Genomic DNA, 15,493 nt, shown 5'->3' with positions numbered 1-15,493 from the left:
TCCCTTAAGTTATCAAACAGAACCCCTCGATCTGACCATCTGACCAAGGGGTTCTATCTGTACAAAATGAATCAAAGCTGTGCTAATTATTTTTCTCGTATTTAAACGTATTTAACGAATCCACATCCATCATTTGGATCTCAGACCCATTAAAGGACTGTATCTCCATTGTCATGCTAGGTCTGACAACATCAACCTCTACTCCACTCGAATATACAGTATCATTTACAATATTCAAGCTGCGTGTAATGTAATCATAAGACCACGTACCTATCATCGCATCGTCTTTGTTGGGGTATTCGTTACTCCCGTACCCCTCATAGGCGCCATCCTCGCGAAAAACGACTATAACGTCGATTGAACCATCTGCTTTCCTCTTACCCCACTCGCCAGCTAACTCTCTACCATCCTTAGAAATATTGTTCAACACTGAATCTCTATCAATCCCTGCTTTTTTATCAAGGGATTTGAGATCATCACTGGTGATTGTCCCATCTCCACCATTCAGTGGTACGTCAGCAACGGATTGGAGCAGAGCATACGCATAATTCCAATAGTCTTGGGCTCTTAATAAATCTGTGTAACTATTTTGCAATGCAGCATTATCTCCTGATGTTAAGGCATCAGCCATAGACGTCAAAGAAGTAGAAAACATATTCGCAGATTCTATGTAGGCTGCATGAATTTGATCCATTTCTTCTGGTGCATTCAACAATGCATACTTTGAAGTTACAGACTTGATTCTATCGATATGCTTAATATTCAAATCAATCCATGCTTTATCGACCTTCTCAGGCATTACAGAAACCTCTCCAAAAGATTAAACTCCTGCTCCATTTCTTTGCTGTAATCATTGAGTTTTTCTATGTACTCGATCTTAGTTAACTGTGGTGTTTCCTTCTCTTCAGCCAAATTCAACGACACCTCCGAATCTTTTGACTTCTGGTTCACTCCTGAATCTTTTGCTATACCAGCACAACCCGCCAACAACACCATTGTCAAAACTACTAAAATCATAACTTTGAATAATATCTTCAATAAACATCCCTCGCTTTTCAGTGACATGTCTTCTATCAATATAAGAGTAGATTACCCCATTATACTTAACATTTAACTTATATACCAAATAGAACATATTTGTCGTAATTTGTAACTTAGATACCCTTCTAACCCTCTAAAACTAAATATATAGACTGGACTTTATTAAACGATCATTGAAACGGCGATTGGACTGCCGCTTTGACATATTTTAATTCTTCCATGATGTCATCAAAGCCGTCACAATCCAATAGCACTTGCCATATGAATAAACCTCCCGTTTTACGGGAGGTTTCAAAGTTGATGATTTCTTAATTATATCGATTCAATATCTCTTCCGCTTCCTGCTGCGTCATATTCCCTTGTTTCACTTGTTGCTCGCAGTAAGGCTCTATCTTAGCAAGAAGCTCTTCCTTCGTGTCATATGGACCAAAGGTAGCAGTCTCACCGTTGTCCAATGTGATATCTAGGCTATAGCTAGTAGCTCTTGATATTTCACCTGGATTATAGATCATCATAAAATCATTATGACCATCCACGGTTTTTGACACCTTCATCCCCTCTTTAATATTCGAAAGAATTTCCTCATACCCAGTAATCGCATCATCTACTCGTTTCTGTGACCATGTGAACCAGCCATCCCCAGAGGTCCATGATTTCTCTCCAATTAATTTCTAAAGTTCTATTGTTTCATTATCCAGCCATGCTTTGTATTCATCATAAGTCCACCATTCTACCTTAGGTACTGGATACATTGCATCTAATTCAGCTTGTGTCATCCACGTTTTCCCTTCGTCGGTCGAGTATTGTGTTGCACCGTTGTCTACTCGGGACATGAGCGAGAGCGTTGAAATCTCAAATGACTGAGACACCTCAGTTGCATTAGCATCGATTGGCATGCTTTGAATTTCCTTCGTCCTCGAATCGAATTCAGTTTGGCTTGCAGGAATTAACCCACTTAACTCACCTTTTGTATATTCCGCATCCAAATCTACTTCACCAGTGAGCTCTGAGAAACCAAGATGTGCAATTTCATCAAAAAACTGACGGACCGTTTTCCCGTTATAGGTGCTTCTCCCCGACTCTTCATCATAGATTAAACCGAATTTTTCATACGGAGCTAATACCTTTTTCATCTCTGACCTTTGCTCTTGTTCACTAAGTGGAGGTTTATTAGTAACGGTTCCTTCAATTGCATAAGCTGTGTCTATATCTTGTTTCAAGCCAGATGACCCCGTTGCGAAGACTGTCGTTGCACCAACAATCAATGCAAGGGCCAGAACAGTAGCTGCCGCAGTCGTTTTTCTCATTTTCATAATAGCAACAATCCTTTCTTCAATTGCATTTTTTGAAAAATGGTTACTCAAAGGCGTGATCCTATTCTTTCGTTCTTCCATCGTGATTAGCGACATGGCATAGCCTCTCTTCGTTGTTTCACCAAATGATCGCACGACCGTTTCATCACAAGAAAGTTCAATATCACGATTCGCAAGCATGTACATGACCCATACTAACGGATTAAACCAATGGATGCAGAGAACTGCCGTTAACAGTAGCTTCGACACCTGGTCGAATCGTCGAATATGTATAAACTCATGCTCAAGGATGTATTGTAACTGTTCGACATTACTCCAATCCATGTTCTTAGGCAAAAGTATGACTGGATGCTTAATCCCGTAGGTTAGGGGTGACCGAATGCGATGCGATTGTCGAATCTGTATTGAACGAGTCAACTTGTGTTCGTCGAGCCATTTCAAAGCTAATGGGTGATGAACAGGCAAAGAGGTTTGAAATTCTCTTCGGCATTTTACATAAGTAATCGTAAAGAACAAGGTACAGATAGCCGCACCAACAATCCAAATGACTACGATAGGTGAAACAAACGCTATTATTTGGTCACTGATCGGTGGTAGCTCTGATGTCGAATCTGGGAGGCTCATTGGTATAGTTAGTTGTGAGGTTATTGGTGGAGATGATTGATTAACGGTAGTTAATTCTTCAGGACGTAAACGATCGATCCAAGTATAGATACTTAGTGGTGACGAGATTGTGAAGGGAAGCAGCAGTCTGCATACGACAATTCCCCATAACATCATGAAGGTCTTCTTGGGAAGCTTGTGGATGAATAGTGCCCTGATGACTACGACGGCCAAGATCATCAACGCTGCCGAAGAACTCATACTAAGAAAGGTGTTCATAAGTCATCATTAAATTCTTCGTTGTTTACAATCTGTTTGAGTTTCTCAATCTGCCCAGTAGACAATTTCTTTCGTCCAAGTAGCGAGGCAAACAGTTTATCAACAGAACCATCGAACACCTTGTCGACTAACTCATCTGTCTCCATTTCTTGTACCTGCACCTTTGCGATTAATGCATGACACATAAAGTTAGGCTCACGGCGCTCTATAGCGCCTTTCGCTATGCATTTTTTGATAACAGTATAGGTCGTGTTCATATTCCAACCAATCTCGTCCTTCAAAATATCGGAAATCTCTTTAGCAGTGATATCTCCTGTCTTCCATAACACTTCCATAACTTTAAGTTCAGAATCAAAAAGCTTAATGGTCATTTAGATTAGCTCCTTACACTATTGCAATAGTTTGTGTTCTGATTTCATACTACTACGGTAGTTTGATGATGTCAACACTACTGCAGTAGTTTGAAGTCTCCCTCCGATTACATAGCGAATAACGATTCAATAGCATAAAAAAAGGAAACTTCTCACTTTCGAGAGAAGTTTCCTTTTTTTAGAACTAGACCAGTATACAAATCTAATATTCTTTTATTACTTAACCTCCTAAGCTTCATTATATAGAGCGGTAGATTCAGACGCCGTGCTCCTGCGTAAGGCAGATTAAGGAAGCTATTCATCCACTCCGTCCGCGCGGATCGAACACCGTATCGCTGCAACGATGCATAATCCCCGCCGTAGCCAGTTTCACTGCCCGATACTGGATTGTGGTGACTGACCTCCGTACTGATTTTTCCTCGTACCCATTATGATGATGGCGATATAGATTACGATGGTAATTGAATCGATTAACGTATCCGTAAGTGCAGAAGCCTCATGAAATGCCGTTACACAAAGAATGACCATCAGTCGGAAGATTAGAATCGACACGATCATCCATACGGAAATAAGAATTTTTGATCGCTCACTTTGCAATGACATAAGAATGAATACGATGCCGAAGACCAGATTCTCTACCGTGATGATGTGCCATACATACGTGAATACCGTCCGGGTCTCCAGAGATATCAACCCTACCTCGAGCGTTGGCAGCACAGCGGATTGCCCATTCCATGCGTGCGTGATAGCAAACAACATCGCAAGAATGCCTGCAATCAGATAATAATAATTCCTAACTTTGATGTTCATTACATTCCTCCCCGCAAATTCCCGATTCATTCTTTCGGATATTCTGGTAAATTTCACGAACGATCCCTGCCAACTGTTGGTCGCTTTCAGAATCAAAGTTCCTTAACGTTTCGGCTGCTACATTGAGCAGCCAACTAACCTTTTCCAGATGGGAAATCTTCTTGCGCGTTTCTGCATTCTTGGCATCGAGGAACGAGGCAACCTCTTCGCAATAAGCGGGGGCTATATTTTCCATCCTGTGGAAACCAAACTTCCCCCTTATTTCGTCAAGTGAAAAGTCCGCATACTGCATGATTTGAATATTCATCAAGTCGACGAGGTCATCCTTCGAATACCTGCGGTACCGATTATCCTCCCGAGACGGCGATACGATTCCAATCCGGTCATAGTACCGTAGCGTATCCTTTGGAATTCCAAGTATCTGCGAAACCTCTTGTATTGAATAAAGTTTTTTCATAAACTCACAATAACATTAGAGTTAACTTCAATGTCAAGACAATTTTATTTGCTATTTTCCTCCGGATATCTTGGAAGGAAAGTCCACATAAAATGAAAAACGCAACCCTTATCAGGTTGCGAAAACTCATATCGAAAAGTTGCAATGAAACCGATGGAACCTACCTGCCAACAAGTATTGTTGTTAGCTTAATCGTCATCATCCGAGTGCCATTGTGACTTACCGAACATCGCTTCTTGTCGTTCCTCATAATGCGTATCAATATCTTCAGCTAGTCGTTTCACTCGTGATTCAGCACCAGTTATTGCTTCTAGACGAGACCATTTCGACTTCAAACGTTCTTTAACGGTAATTTCCTGATCTTCGGTAATCTCTCATATTCATCATCTATGCTCTTCAATTAACTCAAAAATCATTCCATTATTATAGTTATTATTACTTTATTAAAAATACAGATATATTTTTAAATCTATTATTGATATGATCGATTGATCAAGATGAATTTAATTCCATATGAGGTAGGAGGAATGATTCCCTATCAATCAGATATTAATTGTAGATGATGAACTCGAAATTCGTCAGTTAATTCGGATGCATTTAGAACAAGCGGAATTCAAAGTCTTAGAAGCTAGCTCAGGGCGGCAAGCTATTCAATGCTTGCAAGAAAATACTATAGAATTATTGATCCTAGACCTCATGATGGATGATGGCAACGGGTTTGAAGTGCTGCAATATTTACGAGAGACAAATGCTAGATCGTTAGTTATTGCGCTTAGTGCTAGACGAGAAGTTCAAGACAAAACCTTAACGCTCGGATTAGGGGCCGATGATTACGTCACTAAACCTTTTAGCCCAGTGGAATTAGTTGCTCGCGTGCAAGCACAGATAAGAAGACATCGCCCCCTTCCTGTTAAGGTTCTACGTTTAAATAAATTAGAGCTGGATATCGACAATTATGTTCTACGAAATGACGGTAAGTCATTTCCTGTAACCATGGTAGAATGTAGGCTTTTAGAAATGTTCATGCAAAATCCTGACCGCGTTTTAACCAAAGGAGAAATTTACAAGCAGGTGTGGAATCATGAATACTTTGATGATAACAATTTAAGCGTCTTTATAAGTAGACTGCGAAGTATTCTTGAACCCACAGAAGGCTCACCTCCTTACATTAACACCATACGTGGAATCGGTTATCGGTTCTCTGGAGATGGACAATGAGAAATCAAACTAAGCTTTGGCTACTTATGCTCATTAGTGCAATCATCAGTATTTTGCTGTTTATTTCACTTAGCCTCGTTATGGTAGGAAGTAAGGGTTATAATTTGAATGCCTTGAACACCCTCTCGCAAGAAGTCCTTGATACGGTAGCAAAGCAACAAGCTTATGACGCCGCAGACATAACTCCCATCTTGGAAGATGCTCATAGTAAGCATCCTGATATTCGCTATGAATGGATTGCAGCAGATGGATCAACAATATATGATACCTTAGGGGAAAAGAATTACTATGATTTTGGGCAGCTTGCAAATCGCATGCTTAGTATGCCCCAGAACCTTTGGGGGGGCGATGAGCCGATTACGCTCACTTTTTCTATTAACCAAGATGAACAACCCTATTATTTATTGATAAGTTTGTCCAGTGACGCTATGAAACAGGGGCAAGTTTATTTTTTCATCCGCTCCTTTAAAATCTTATTAACTTTTATGTTGCCGTTAATTGTTGCTTTCTTAATTCCATATCTGCTATCTCTGTGGTTTTTCTCTTCCATGAACAAACGCATTAATAAGCTCAATCATGCTATGGGGCAACTTAACTTCCAAAGTGAAATCACCGTACTAGAAGATACGAACAAGGATGAAATTGGCCAACTCACTACGCATTATAATGAGATGGCTCTCCGCCTTCACAATCAGGCTAACCAAATCAAACAGTTTGACAAGAGGCGTACGCTGCTACTGTCTAATCTTTCCCATGATCTACGCACCCCACTAACGATGATTTTAGGATATGCAGAAACGATTCGCGCTGGCTTGTATAAGGATGAGCAAGAACTGCAAACAAGTGCTAAGATTCTGCTGCAGCGCTCTCGTTATATGGACAAGCTGTTAGATCAATTGTTAGATATCACTCAGCAGGATGAGGGGAATTTTGAGCTTCATGTTGAAGTGCATAGTATATCTGAATTGATGCGCAAAATTGCTGCGGAATACCTGATGTTTCTTGAGGGGCAGAACTTCACTTTTGTAGCAAATATCCCTGATGAGGATATCCAAGCTTGGATTGATGCTCCCCTAATCGAACGGGCGCTGCGAAACCTGCTCGACAACGCGATCCGTTACGGATCAGAGGGCAATTATCTTGAGATTGTCCTTACGAAAAAGGATGATACCCTATTCATGATGGTTATTGATAAAGGGCGCGGCATTCCCTTACAGGATCAAGAACAAGTTTTTGAACGGTTCTACCGTGTCGATACCAGCAGAAAAGGCGAAGGGCTTGGCATTGGACTGTCCATTGTCAAAGAAATCATAGCCTTCCATGGCGGATCAATTACCTTGACGAGTGTCCCTTTTGAAAAAACGGTGTTCGAGATCCAACTTCCAAACCGTCAGCTTGAACAATAACGCTAAGTCTTTCCTATTTACAACAAAACGAGGGTTACTCCTCGGCAGTTTCCTACCGCCTTCAGAGTAACCCTCTAATATCGTATGTTATAATAAACAAACCTTTGGAAAATAGCGAATGGACTACGCAGCTAATGTTAAGACGACAACAAGTGAAAGGAAGATCAACCTAAAGTGCAAGAGAATATTCAACTACATAAACAGGATGTTAATATACGTGAGGATAGCTTTTTGCAAGGTGTAAAAGATTGCATTCCAACATTGTTGGGTTACTTAAGCATTGGATTTGCTGCGGGTGTTGTAGGAAATACTTCTGGCTTAAGCATTGTTGAAATCACACTCATGTCATTACTTATCTATGCTGGTTCTGCCCAATTTATCGTTTCTGGAATGATCGCGTCTCATGGATCGCCGGCTTCAATTATTCTCACTGTTTTTATCGTAAATCTTCGGCATCTTTTACTTAGTGCAGCCTTATCACCGTATTTCAGTCGTCTTACTCCAGTTAAAACTTTGCTAATAGGTTCTTTACTTACAGACGAGACATTTGGTGTTGCGATTAATAAGACAACGAACAAAAATCATCTTAGTGAAAAATGGATGCACGGTCTAAATATAACAGCTTATCTAAATTGGATTGTAGCCACTTTAGCCGGAGCATTTTTGGGTCAGTGGATTACAAACCCTGAAAAGTTTGGTTTGGATTTTGCATTGCCCGCTATGTTTATCGGGCTTCTTGTCATCCAGATCGTAAGTCGAGGGAAATTCACTAAAGATATAGTTGTAGCTATAAGTGCCGTAGTCATTGTTTTGGGGACAAGTTTTTTCTTATCTGGAAGTATGGCTATTATCGCTGCTACCGTTATTGCTGCTACATTAGGAATGGTGGTGGAAAAATGGAAATAAGATGGCATATTCTTTTAATAATTATTGGTGCATCAATTGTGACTCTGATCCCAAGAGTGCTTCCACTCATGGTACTCAGTCGCATAAATATACCTGATTGGGCAATGCGATGGTTAAGTTATGTTCCAGTCGCAGTAATGGCAGCCTTGGTGGGAGAAGAGTTATTGTTGGTAGATGGGAAATTTTCCTCTTTTCAAAATCATATCGAGTTAATCGCAGCAGCACCAACCTTTTTGACCGCAATTCTAACTCGAAGCTTATTAGGAACAGTACTGGTAGGCATTGTATCGGTGATGCTGTTGCGTATGTTTTTATAATTGAGACTCTAACAAATGCAACAATGGCAGCATATTAATTCTGTATATATTAGAATAACACGAGGGTTACTCCTAGGCCGTTTATTCCAAATGCCTTAAGAGTAACCCTCCATTTATTATGGCAGAGTAAACACGAGCTACGGGGTGCAGTCCTTGAATGCGTTGGTTTTTTTCCATGTAACCTTCCAGCTACCTACTCGATCTAATATACGTAACGTTACAAACATTCTAATACTTCTAGTCAAGAAAGCAGGTGAACCCTTGCATACAGATCCTATTGTCGTCAAAGCCAAAGCTGGGGACCCTGAAGCATTCATGCAGTTGATGCAAGAGATAGAGTTACCGTTATATAGAACTGCAAGGTCCATCGTCAACAAAGACGAAGATTGTGCAGATGCTCTCCAGGAGACGATGCTTAAAGCCTTTAAGTCCATCCATACACTCAGAGAGCCCGCTTTTTTCAAAACGTGGATCTTCCGGATTCTGATTAATGAATGCAACAAAATGGTCAAAAGCAGCTCAAGAACCCTCCCTTACGGAGAGCTTCCCGACGTCCCTTCCACTTCCAAGGATTATGAGAAAATCGAATTATGGGATGCCGTTCAACATCTTGAGGAGAACCTACGGATTGTCATTCTCCTTCATTACCTACAGGACATGCCGATCAGTCAAATTTCCGACATTCTCGAAATTTCTAAGGTAGCCGTGAAGACCCGTCTGCACCGCGCCCGCAAAAAGCTAAAGCATTCATCTCAAATCAATCATGAAATGGAGTTGCGACATGGTGAACACTAAGTTAGAAGAGCAATTAAAGAACTGCCAGAGCCTACTTCCCGATCAGTTATCTGATATTACCCGCTCCAAGCTAAATGAGACATACCAAATCATCAGGGAAACCGACAATTCCATTCCCCCCATTCAGAGAAAGACAAATGTATCAAGAACTTTTAATAAATGGTGGGTTTCCACTGCAGCCGCTGCATTCCTTGGACTTACCCTCATTGCTTCCGGATTTGTATCACCCGCAATGGCAGATGCACTCAAGCAAATTCCGGTTCTGGGACAAATCTATTCATTATGGGGCGAAAAAAACTTAGATCCCGGTCTTCAACAAGCCGAGGAACTCATCACAAACGTAAACCAAAGCGTGACCCATGGCAATGTGACTATGAACATTCCAACGTTGTTATTTGACGGGACCCGAATTCTTATGAATATAACCACTCCTGGAAACACTCTGGCTTCGGAGCCCAATTCACCTCCTTCCGATGCCAATAAAGGGGCGGTGGATAAGTTTGAGGTTCTCTATAAGGGTCAACCTCTGCTCTGGAGTTACGAACACATGGACGGTGAGGCTGCTTCCAGCATAATGGTTGAGGTTCTTAGTACTTATTATGAGCCGCGCACAACAACACAGACTGTCCAGTTCCCTGATGAGTTTGACTTGACTGTAAATGTAACGTTAAAGGGTTACGATGTCCTGTTCCAATTCGTTCTGCCTATTACAAAATCAACGCCCGTTACCGTTCTAACTTCAGAGGAGACCAAGCATCACGATAACATTAACTTACTGAACAGTAAGCTGGAAATCACCCCAATCACAACGCAGTTATCCGTTGAGTACAAAACCAAACCGGGCCAGAGCATAGAAGAAATGCTCGCTTCTATCCCTTCGAAATATAAGAAATCTAACGAGCATGGAAGCATCATCGCTCTTCAGTATGACATTGTGGATGAACATGGCGTTCAACTGAAGCCCATCGGTGATCACCCCGTTAGCGAGTCTTATAAGATTCGGTTTGAACCCTTCAAGACTCTACCGAGTACCGTAACTATCAAACCGTACTTAGTCGTATCCGAAGGTCAAGCCCCAGCTGGGGTTAAAGGACTGTGGGAAGACAAAAATATGGTCAAGGAATACATCCCTGAGCTAGAGACTGTATTTTCGGTGCAATAGTTCATCTGTAAAAAGGACCTTATTCTCTAGGATTAAAAGGGTATGCAAACCTACTAAAGACGGAGCCATAATTGACTTCGTCTTTTTATTTAAATGACTTTAACCCTTGTCTGGCCTAACTCAAGTCATCTTGCCCCTCTAGTGTTTTGATTTTGGAGCGCTCTAACGAAGGCACCGTGCTCGTTTATGAAGCAGATTCAAGGAAATATCCACATGCAAAACGTCCGCGCTGACTGAACCACTGAGCGCACAAGCGATGCGCTCTCCCAACTAACCTATTAATAATATTCTTGAGCGATACTGTCACATCTCATTTATTCACTTAGAACCATCAATATTCAGCACTCCCCATGTGTGGGTTGCGTAAAATGGACAAACCTGATGTGGCAGTAATCGCTTTCTAATCAAAGTTCTCCGGCTACTTGTCCTCCAACAAGACGATCTCTTCTCCTCGTTCTTGTCTTATTTTAATATTTTCTTTCCCCCAAGAACACATAACGTCCACGATCTTATTGGCTGTAACTCCATATTCCGTGAGGCTATATTCGACCTTTGGCGGCATCTGCTGGTATACGAATCTTTTGACAAGTCCATCCCTCTCAAGTTCACGAAGCTGCTGGATCAGAACCTTTTGTGAAATGCCATGTATACTGCGTTGTAATGCACTTGTTCTTTTGGTTCCAGACATCAATAAGCAAATGATCAAAGATTTCCACTTTCCGCCGATGATTTCTAGTGTTGCCTCTATACCTAGATTATATTGTTTCATAGAATTACACCTCGTTCATACTGATCATTAAGCTTACTCAAAATTTCATTGTTGCATATATTTTTTTCTGCGTCCAGTACACACTTCAAAGTAACCATCTTACTTTATTGTGTGTATTTTCTTTTTTTTAAACCTGCAAGATAATGATGATATTCATAAAAATAAGGCAAAGCATTTTGAGGAAACACGCTTAATATATGCAGCCTGAGAATGGAGATTCATAATGAAAACATTGGTAATTTTGGCGCATCCGGGCCTTGAGAATTCTAGGGTGAACCAGCGCTGGAAAGAAGAACTACTGCAATATCCAAACGATATTACAATTCATGAGATTTATAAAGAGTATCCTGACTGGGATATTGATGTTCCTAGAGAGCAAAATCTAATGGAAGCATATAACCATGTTATCTTTCAATTCCCGTTGTATTGGTACAGTTATCCGCCATTATTGAAAAAGTGGTTTGACGATGTTTTTGCTTACGGATGGGCTTATGGATCAAATGGTGACCAGCTTAAAGGGAAAAAGTTAGGGCTTGCCATGTCCATCGGCGACAAAAAAGAAAATTATCTGCCAGAGGGCTCTGTTTCTTTTACCGTGGATCAAGTGACTACGCCTTTCAAAGCCAGTACAGTACATGTGGGCGCAGTGGAACTACCCTATTTTGCTGTCTTCGGAGCTTCATTTCAAGCTAGCGATGAGGAGATCAATCAAAGTGCAATAGAATATATCAACTATATCTTTAAGTATAACAGTGACCCAAGCTCTTCCGTGTTAGCTGTCCCATCCTAACTTTATGTACATTTTGTATAAAAAAATAACAATAGGGGCGTCCCAAATCTTTATCAATGACTTTAAGGACAGCCCCATATCGATTCCACCAATACATCTCTAACTATTAGTCTTTCCTGACCAACAGTGAGCAAGCTCTGTTAAAAGATTAGTGATGTTGTTTAATTAGTCTCGTAACTATGAGTGTCAACAAGTACCACTTTAGGATGGATATTCAAAAAGAGACAGAGGGTTCTGTCTCTTTAGTATTCTTTAAATGCAACAGTGGCATTATTTACTTAACACTTGAATCATCTAACCGAATTTGAGCAACTTCACCAACGTTAGTACACCAAAATTCTAAGGTTATATCCTGTTCGTGATCAATATAACCGATAATGTCTACTCCTTGCTCATTACTCTTGTAATAGTTGTTTCCATACAAAGAAAGAACTTTTTCTTTTGCATCACCTAATTCGATTCCTTTTGCAGTGTGGAGAGGTTTATCAAATTGGTTCTTATCCGTACCAGTTATTATTAACCGCATTATAGAACCTTTATCTTTACCAGAATGAATAGAAGCTGTTTCTAATCCGCCTTTCCAATAGTAATAATCATATAAGTCATTATCTTCTTTGCTTAAAGGATTGCCATACTGTGTTATAAAACTACTTTTATTTATACTTTCGTGTATTTTCACACCGCCAATAGACTCATTAGAAAGGTTTGTAGATTTCGTCAATTTCTCTGAATATGGTGAAAAATAATTAAAAGCTAAACCTGCAATTAATAAGATTATGAGAATTAAAGTAATTAGTTTTTTGCTCATTTTCCCTCCATCGATCCAAAGTATTCTATGACGACCTCACGGAATTCCAGAGCAGCCTGCGAAATGTACCGGCTCCTATGCCATAATAAAGCTATCTCCCGAACCAATTCGTGATTCTCTACTTGGAGATATTTGATATCTTCCCGTGTATTCCTTGCCGTGCTTGGGATGAAGGCTATGCCAATTTCTGCTTCAACCAGAGCGCTTAGCCTTGCAGGTTCATCTCCCTCATACACATATTTAGGAGCAAAGCCCGCCGATTTGCAAATACTGTCCACTAGATCACGAGTACCGTAGCCTCGCTTAACACCGACAAACCATTCATTCCTTAATTCTGCCAAGGTTACACTGCTTCGGTCTGCCAGCCGATGCCCCTTTGGAACAGCTACAAGGATCGGGTCCACGAACACGATTTCACATTCAATATCATCCCCTTGTAACGGTGGTGAGGACAAGCAGTAATCGACCTCTCCCCTATGTAGCAGCGTACCCATTTCCTTCATGGTGAGCATCTGCACGTGAAATTGGATATCTGGCCGCTTTTTCCGAAACTCCCGAAGGATATTGGGTAACGTGCTAGCAGTAGTCACCGCCAATTCGAGTGTGCCATGCTCCGGGTTAGACAAATCACTAATCTCCTGCTTCCCCTGTTCCAATTCAAACAAAGCTCTTTCTGCACGGCGAAGGAATCTGCTACCGAACTCATTCAATCGTAGCTTCCTGCCTGTTCGATCGAATAAAGGGACCCCTAGATCCTCTTCCAAGCGCTGAATCGTTTTGCTTAGTGACGATTGAGTAACGTGTAGACTTCGTGCAGCTTCGGTCACATGTTCCAAACGAGCTACCGCGAGAAAATATTGCAGTTGAAGAAGTTCCATTTTGCACCCTCCATTCATTCCCTCAAATCAATGAAATCATAACATAAAATGCGTTGGAATCAATAAACGATTTCAAGTACGATGACATTAATACACTATAGGGGGACCAAAGATGAATGTTCGCAGCAGGTGGCTAATGATTTCCATTGGCCTTGGAATACTATTGAACCCTTTAAATTCTTCAATGGTTTCAGTTGCTATTCCAAGGCTGCAAAATGTGTTTCACCTTGACTATACAGGTGTTTCCTGGATTATTTTTTCTTTCTACATTGCAAGTAGCATCGCTCAGCCTATCATGGGAAAAGCCAGTGATCTATTCGGTCGTAGGAAGATATTTCTTACGGGTCTTGTTGTTGCTTTCATTGCATCATTATTAGCTCCACTATCACCAAACTTTACATGGCTCATTGTGTTCCGCATTATGCAAGCCATCGGAACAAGTATGATGGTAGCGGTTGGAATGGCACTTGTGCGAATTCATATTACGGAGAAACAGGCGACTGCGCTGTCCATTTTGTCCATATTCCTATCCGGGGCAGCAGCCATTGGTCCCTTTATTGGTGGAGTCATCATTCACTGGTGGGGCTGGTCAGCTATATTTTTCATCAATATTCCATTCGTGCTAGTTAGCTTTCTATTATCTTGGAGGAATATTCCTAAAGACAAACCATCATCATCCGTTTCACGTGGCTTGTCCTTGCGTAAATGGTTTGATTTGATTGATGCGTCAGGGATTTTGCTCTTCACAGTAGGTCTGGTTGCCCTGCTCGCTTCATTACTCTCAGCAAAATCATCTGGGCATATCTCATTAGGGAATGTTATTGCCTTGTTGATTGGTCTCGCTCTACTGGGAGCATTCATACGACATGAATTAAGAGCGACGTCACCCTTCATTCCTTTACGCACATTCGCCAAATATCCTGCAATGACTTGGGTTAATGTCGAATTCATGCTCGTTAACGTACTTTATTACTCGCTCTTTTTCGGGCTCCCGTCTTACTTACAAATGGTACGTCATGTCAGCGAATTCCAAACAGGGATTCTCATGCTAAGCTTAGGCCTCAGCTCACTAGTTACTTCTCCAATAGCAGGTCGATGGATCGATAAATCAGGACCAGGGCCGGCATTGCTAGTGTCCGCTATTTTGATGACATTTGGATCGGTGTGGCTCGTGACATTGAATCAAACTTCACCGGTTATCAGCGTGTGTTTCGCTTTAGCTGCATTTGGTATTAGCAACGGATTGAACAATGTAGGTATGCAAGCGGCCTTGTTCCAAAGTTCTCCACAAGAAATAATCGGGGTAGCATCCGGATTATTTAATACATCAAGATATCTGGGAACTATTCTCTCTTCCTTGTTGATAGGTATTGTAATGGGAGGTAAGTTCAACTTTGAGGGTTTTCAAGTGCTGGGGATTATCCTCACGGTAATTGCATTGTCTCTGGTATTCATGAGTCGGAGACACCAGAAGTCAGGGCAATCGCATGAGTCGTAGGTTCCACCAAATTCAAATTAGATGGAGTATCGATCATTTCCTACAAGATTTCTTTCTTGAGTCCAATCACGG

18 protein-coding genes and 1 pseudogene are annotated in these 15,493 nt (G+C 41.1%); 8 read left to right on the top strand and 11 right to left on the bottom strand.

Annotated features, from left to right (window positions below):
- Positions 1 to 82: 82 nt before the first annotated feature.
- From EJP82_RS17030 to EJP82_RS27990, 8 genes and pseudogenes are all read right to left on the bottom strand, one after another.
- A complete protein-coding gene (locus EJP82_RS17030; RefSeq protein ID WP_127193275.1) occupies positions 83 to 799 on the bottom strand; it encodes a DUF3994 domain-containing protein in 717 nt (238 codons plus the stop codon).
- Complete coding sequence (locus tag EJP82_RS17025) at positions 799 to 1,038, bottom strand: hypothetical protein (protein WP_127193274.1); 240 nt, start codon at positions 1,036 to 1,038, stop codon at positions 799 to 801. The genes EJP82_RS17030 and EJP82_RS17025 overlap by 1 nt, the downstream gene beginning before the upstream one ends.
- Positions 1,039 to 1,349: 311 nt before the next feature.
- On the bottom strand, positions 1,350 to 1,589 hold the full coding sequence (locus EJP82_RS17020) for a hypothetical protein (protein WP_127193273.1): 240 nt from the start codon (positions 1,587 to 1,589) through the stop codon (positions 1,350 to 1,352).
- Positions 1,590 to 1,712: 123 nt separating this feature from the next.
- A complete protein-coding gene (locus EJP82_RS17015; RefSeq protein ID WP_127193272.1) occupies positions 1,713 to 3,236 on the bottom strand; it encodes a M56 family metallopeptidase in 1,524 nt (507 codons plus the stop codon).
- The gene (locus EJP82_RS17010; RefSeq protein WP_127193271.1) at positions 3,233 to 3,607 is read right to left on the bottom strand and encodes a BlaI/MecI/CopY family transcriptional regulator; all 375 of its coding nucleotides are present in this window, start codon (positions 3,605 to 3,607) and stop codon (positions 3,233 to 3,235) included. Before EJP82_RS17010 ends, EJP82_RS17015 begins: the two co-directional genes overlap by 4 nt.
- 369 nt (positions 3,608 to 3,976) lie before the next feature.
- Entirely contained in the window at positions 3,977 to 4,417 is a 441-nt protein-coding gene (locus EJP82_RS17005; protein WP_211350151.1) for a hypothetical protein, read from the bottom strand.
- The gene (locus EJP82_RS17000) at positions 4,401 to 4,874 is read right to left on the bottom strand and encodes a MerR family transcriptional regulator (RefSeq protein WP_127193270.1); all 474 of its coding nucleotides are present in this window, start codon (positions 4,872 to 4,874) and stop codon (positions 4,401 to 4,403) included. The genes EJP82_RS17005 and EJP82_RS17000 overlap by 17 nt, the downstream gene beginning before the upstream one ends.
- Before the next feature lie 191 nt (positions 4,875 to 5,065).
- A pseudogene (locus tag EJP82_RS27990) lies at positions 5,066 to 5,248 on the bottom strand (hypothetical protein); the annotation flags it as partial.
- Positions 5,249 to 5,411: 163 nt separating this feature from the next.
- Between EJP82_RS27990 and EJP82_RS16995 the strand changes: the two are divergent.
- From EJP82_RS16995 to EJP82_RS16970, 6 genes are all read left to right on the top strand, one after another.
- Positions 5,412 to 6,092, top strand: coding sequence for a response regulator transcription factor (locus EJP82_RS16995; RefSeq protein WP_341191104.1), 681 nt, complete (start codon positions 5,412 to 5,414; stop codon positions 6,090 to 6,092).
- Positions 6,089 to 7,498 (top strand): HAMP domain-containing sensor histidine kinase, encoded by a 1,410-nt coding sequence (locus EJP82_RS16990; RefSeq protein WP_127193268.1) that lies wholly within the window; start codon positions 6,089 to 6,091, stop codon positions 7,496 to 7,498. The genes EJP82_RS16995 and EJP82_RS16990 overlap by 4 nt, the downstream gene beginning before the upstream one ends.
- A 174-nt stretch (positions 7,499 to 7,672) precedes the next feature.
- Positions 7,673 to 8,404: an AzlC family ABC transporter permease gene (locus EJP82_RS16985; protein WP_246054209.1), complete on the top strand. Its 732-nt coding sequence runs from the start codon at positions 7,673 to 7,675 to the stop codon at positions 8,402 to 8,404.
- Positions 8,395 to 8,721 (top strand): AzlD domain-containing protein, encoded by a 327-nt coding sequence (locus EJP82_RS16980; RefSeq protein ID WP_127193267.1) that lies wholly within the window; start codon positions 8,395 to 8,397, stop codon positions 8,719 to 8,721. Before EJP82_RS16985 ends, EJP82_RS16980 begins: the two co-directional genes overlap by 10 nt.
- 153 nt (positions 8,722 to 8,874) lie before the next feature.
- On the top strand, positions 8,875 to 9,516 hold the full coding sequence (locus EJP82_RS16975) for an RNA polymerase sigma factor (protein WP_246054208.1): 642 nt from the start codon (positions 8,875 to 8,877) through the stop codon (positions 9,514 to 9,516).
- Positions 9,503 to 10,678 (top strand): DUF4179 domain-containing protein, encoded by a 1,176-nt coding sequence (locus EJP82_RS16970; protein WP_170220215.1) that lies wholly within the window; start codon positions 9,503 to 9,505, stop codon positions 10,676 to 10,678. Before EJP82_RS16975 ends, EJP82_RS16970 begins: the two co-directional genes overlap by 14 nt.
- Before the next feature lie 418 nt (positions 10,679 to 11,096).
- Here the strand turns inward: EJP82_RS16970 and EJP82_RS16965 are convergent, their stop codons facing one another.
- Positions 11,097 to 11,447, bottom strand: coding sequence for a winged helix-turn-helix transcriptional regulator (locus tag EJP82_RS16965; protein WP_127193265.1), 351 nt, complete (start codon positions 11,445 to 11,447; stop codon positions 11,097 to 11,099).
- A gap of 223 nt (positions 11,448 to 11,670) precedes the next feature.
- Between EJP82_RS16965 and EJP82_RS16960 the strand changes: the two genes are divergently transcribed.
- The gene (locus tag EJP82_RS16960; protein WP_127193264.1) at positions 11,671 to 12,237 is read left to right on the top strand and encodes an NAD(P)H-dependent oxidoreductase; all 567 of its coding nucleotides are present in this window, start codon (positions 11,671 to 11,673) and stop codon (positions 12,235 to 12,237) included.
- A 274-nt stretch (positions 12,238 to 12,511) separates the two neighbouring features.
- Here EJP82_RS16960 and EJP82_RS16955 read toward each other — a convergent pair whose 3' ends face one another.
- Positions 12,512 to 13,045, bottom strand: coding sequence for a hypothetical protein (locus EJP82_RS16955; RefSeq protein WP_127193263.1), 534 nt, complete (start codon positions 13,043 to 13,045; stop codon positions 12,512 to 12,514).
- Positions 13,042 to 13,923: a LysR family transcriptional regulator gene (locus EJP82_RS16950; protein ID WP_127193262.1), complete on the bottom strand. Its 882-nt coding sequence runs from the start codon at positions 13,921 to 13,923 to the stop codon at positions 13,042 to 13,044. Before EJP82_RS16950 ends, EJP82_RS16955 begins: the two co-directional genes overlap by 4 nt.
- 112 nt (positions 13,924 to 14,035) lie before the next feature.
- Between EJP82_RS16950 and EJP82_RS16945 the strand changes: the two genes are divergently transcribed.
- Positions 14,036 to 15,421, top strand: coding sequence for an MFS transporter (locus EJP82_RS16945; RefSeq protein WP_127193261.1), 1,386 nt, complete (start codon positions 14,036 to 14,038; stop codon positions 15,419 to 15,421).
- The last annotated feature ends 72 nt before the right edge of the window (positions 15,422 to 15,493 follow it).

The organism is Paenibacillus anaericanus (assembly GCF_003994475.1).
Classification (GTDB): domain Bacteria; phylum Bacillota; class Bacilli; order Paenibacillales; family Paenibacillaceae; genus Fontibacillus; species Fontibacillus anaericanus.
Note: the sequence above shows the minus strand (reverse complement) of the source record. Positions and strands in the feature narration are given on the sequence as shown.

Excerpts from the sequence above, each read along its gene's own strand:
- EJP82_RS16965 (WP_127193265.1), bottom strand. The coding sequence starts at position 11,447 with ATGAAACAATATAATCTAGGTATAGAGGCAACACTAGAAATCATCGGC.
- EJP82_RS17015 (WP_127193272.1), bottom strand. The coding sequence starts at position 3,236 with ATGAACACCTTTCTTAGTATGAGTTCTTCGGCAGCGTTGATGATCTTG.
- EJP82_RS17030 (WP_127193275.1), bottom strand. The coding sequence starts at position 799 with ATGCCTGAGAAGGTCGATAAAGCATGGATTGATTTGAATATTAAGCAT.
- EJP82_RS17005 (WP_211350151.1), bottom strand. The coding sequence starts at position 4,417 with ATGAACATCAAAGTTAGGAATTATTATTATCTGATTGCAGGCATTCTT.
- EJP82_RS17010 (WP_127193271.1), bottom strand. The coding sequence starts at position 3,607 with ATGACCATTAAGCTTTTTGATTCTGAACTTAAAGTTATGGAAGTGTTA.
- EJP82_RS16970 (WP_170220215.1), top strand. The coding sequence starts at position 9,503 with ATGGTGAACACTAAGTTAGAAGAGCAATTAAAGAACTGCCAGAGCCTA.
- EJP82_RS16945 (WP_127193261.1), top strand. The coding sequence starts at position 14,036 with ATGAATGTTCGCAGCAGGTGGCTAATGATTTCCATTGGCCTTGGAATA.
- EJP82_RS16950 (WP_127193262.1), bottom strand. The coding sequence starts at position 13,923 with ATGGAACTTCTTCAACTGCAATATTTTCTCGCGGTAGCTCGTTTGGAA.
- EJP82_RS17000 (WP_127193270.1), bottom strand. The coding sequence starts at position 4,874 with ATGAAAAAACTTTATTCAATACAAGAGGTTTCGCAGATACTTGGAATT.
- EJP82_RS16990 (WP_127193268.1), top strand. The coding sequence starts at position 6,089 with ATGAGAAATCAAACTAAGCTTTGGCTACTTATGCTCATTAGTGCAATC.
- EJP82_RS16955 (WP_127193263.1), bottom strand. The coding sequence starts at position 13,045 with ATGAGCAAAAAACTAATTACTTTAATTCTCATAATCTTATTAATTGCA.
- EJP82_RS16960 (WP_127193264.1), top strand. The coding sequence starts at position 11,671 with ATGAAAACATTGGTAATTTTGGCGCATCCGGGCCTTGAGAATTCTAGG.
- EJP82_RS16980 (WP_127193267.1), top strand. The coding sequence starts at position 8,395 with ATGGAAATAAGATGGCATATTCTTTTAATAATTATTGGTGCATCAATT.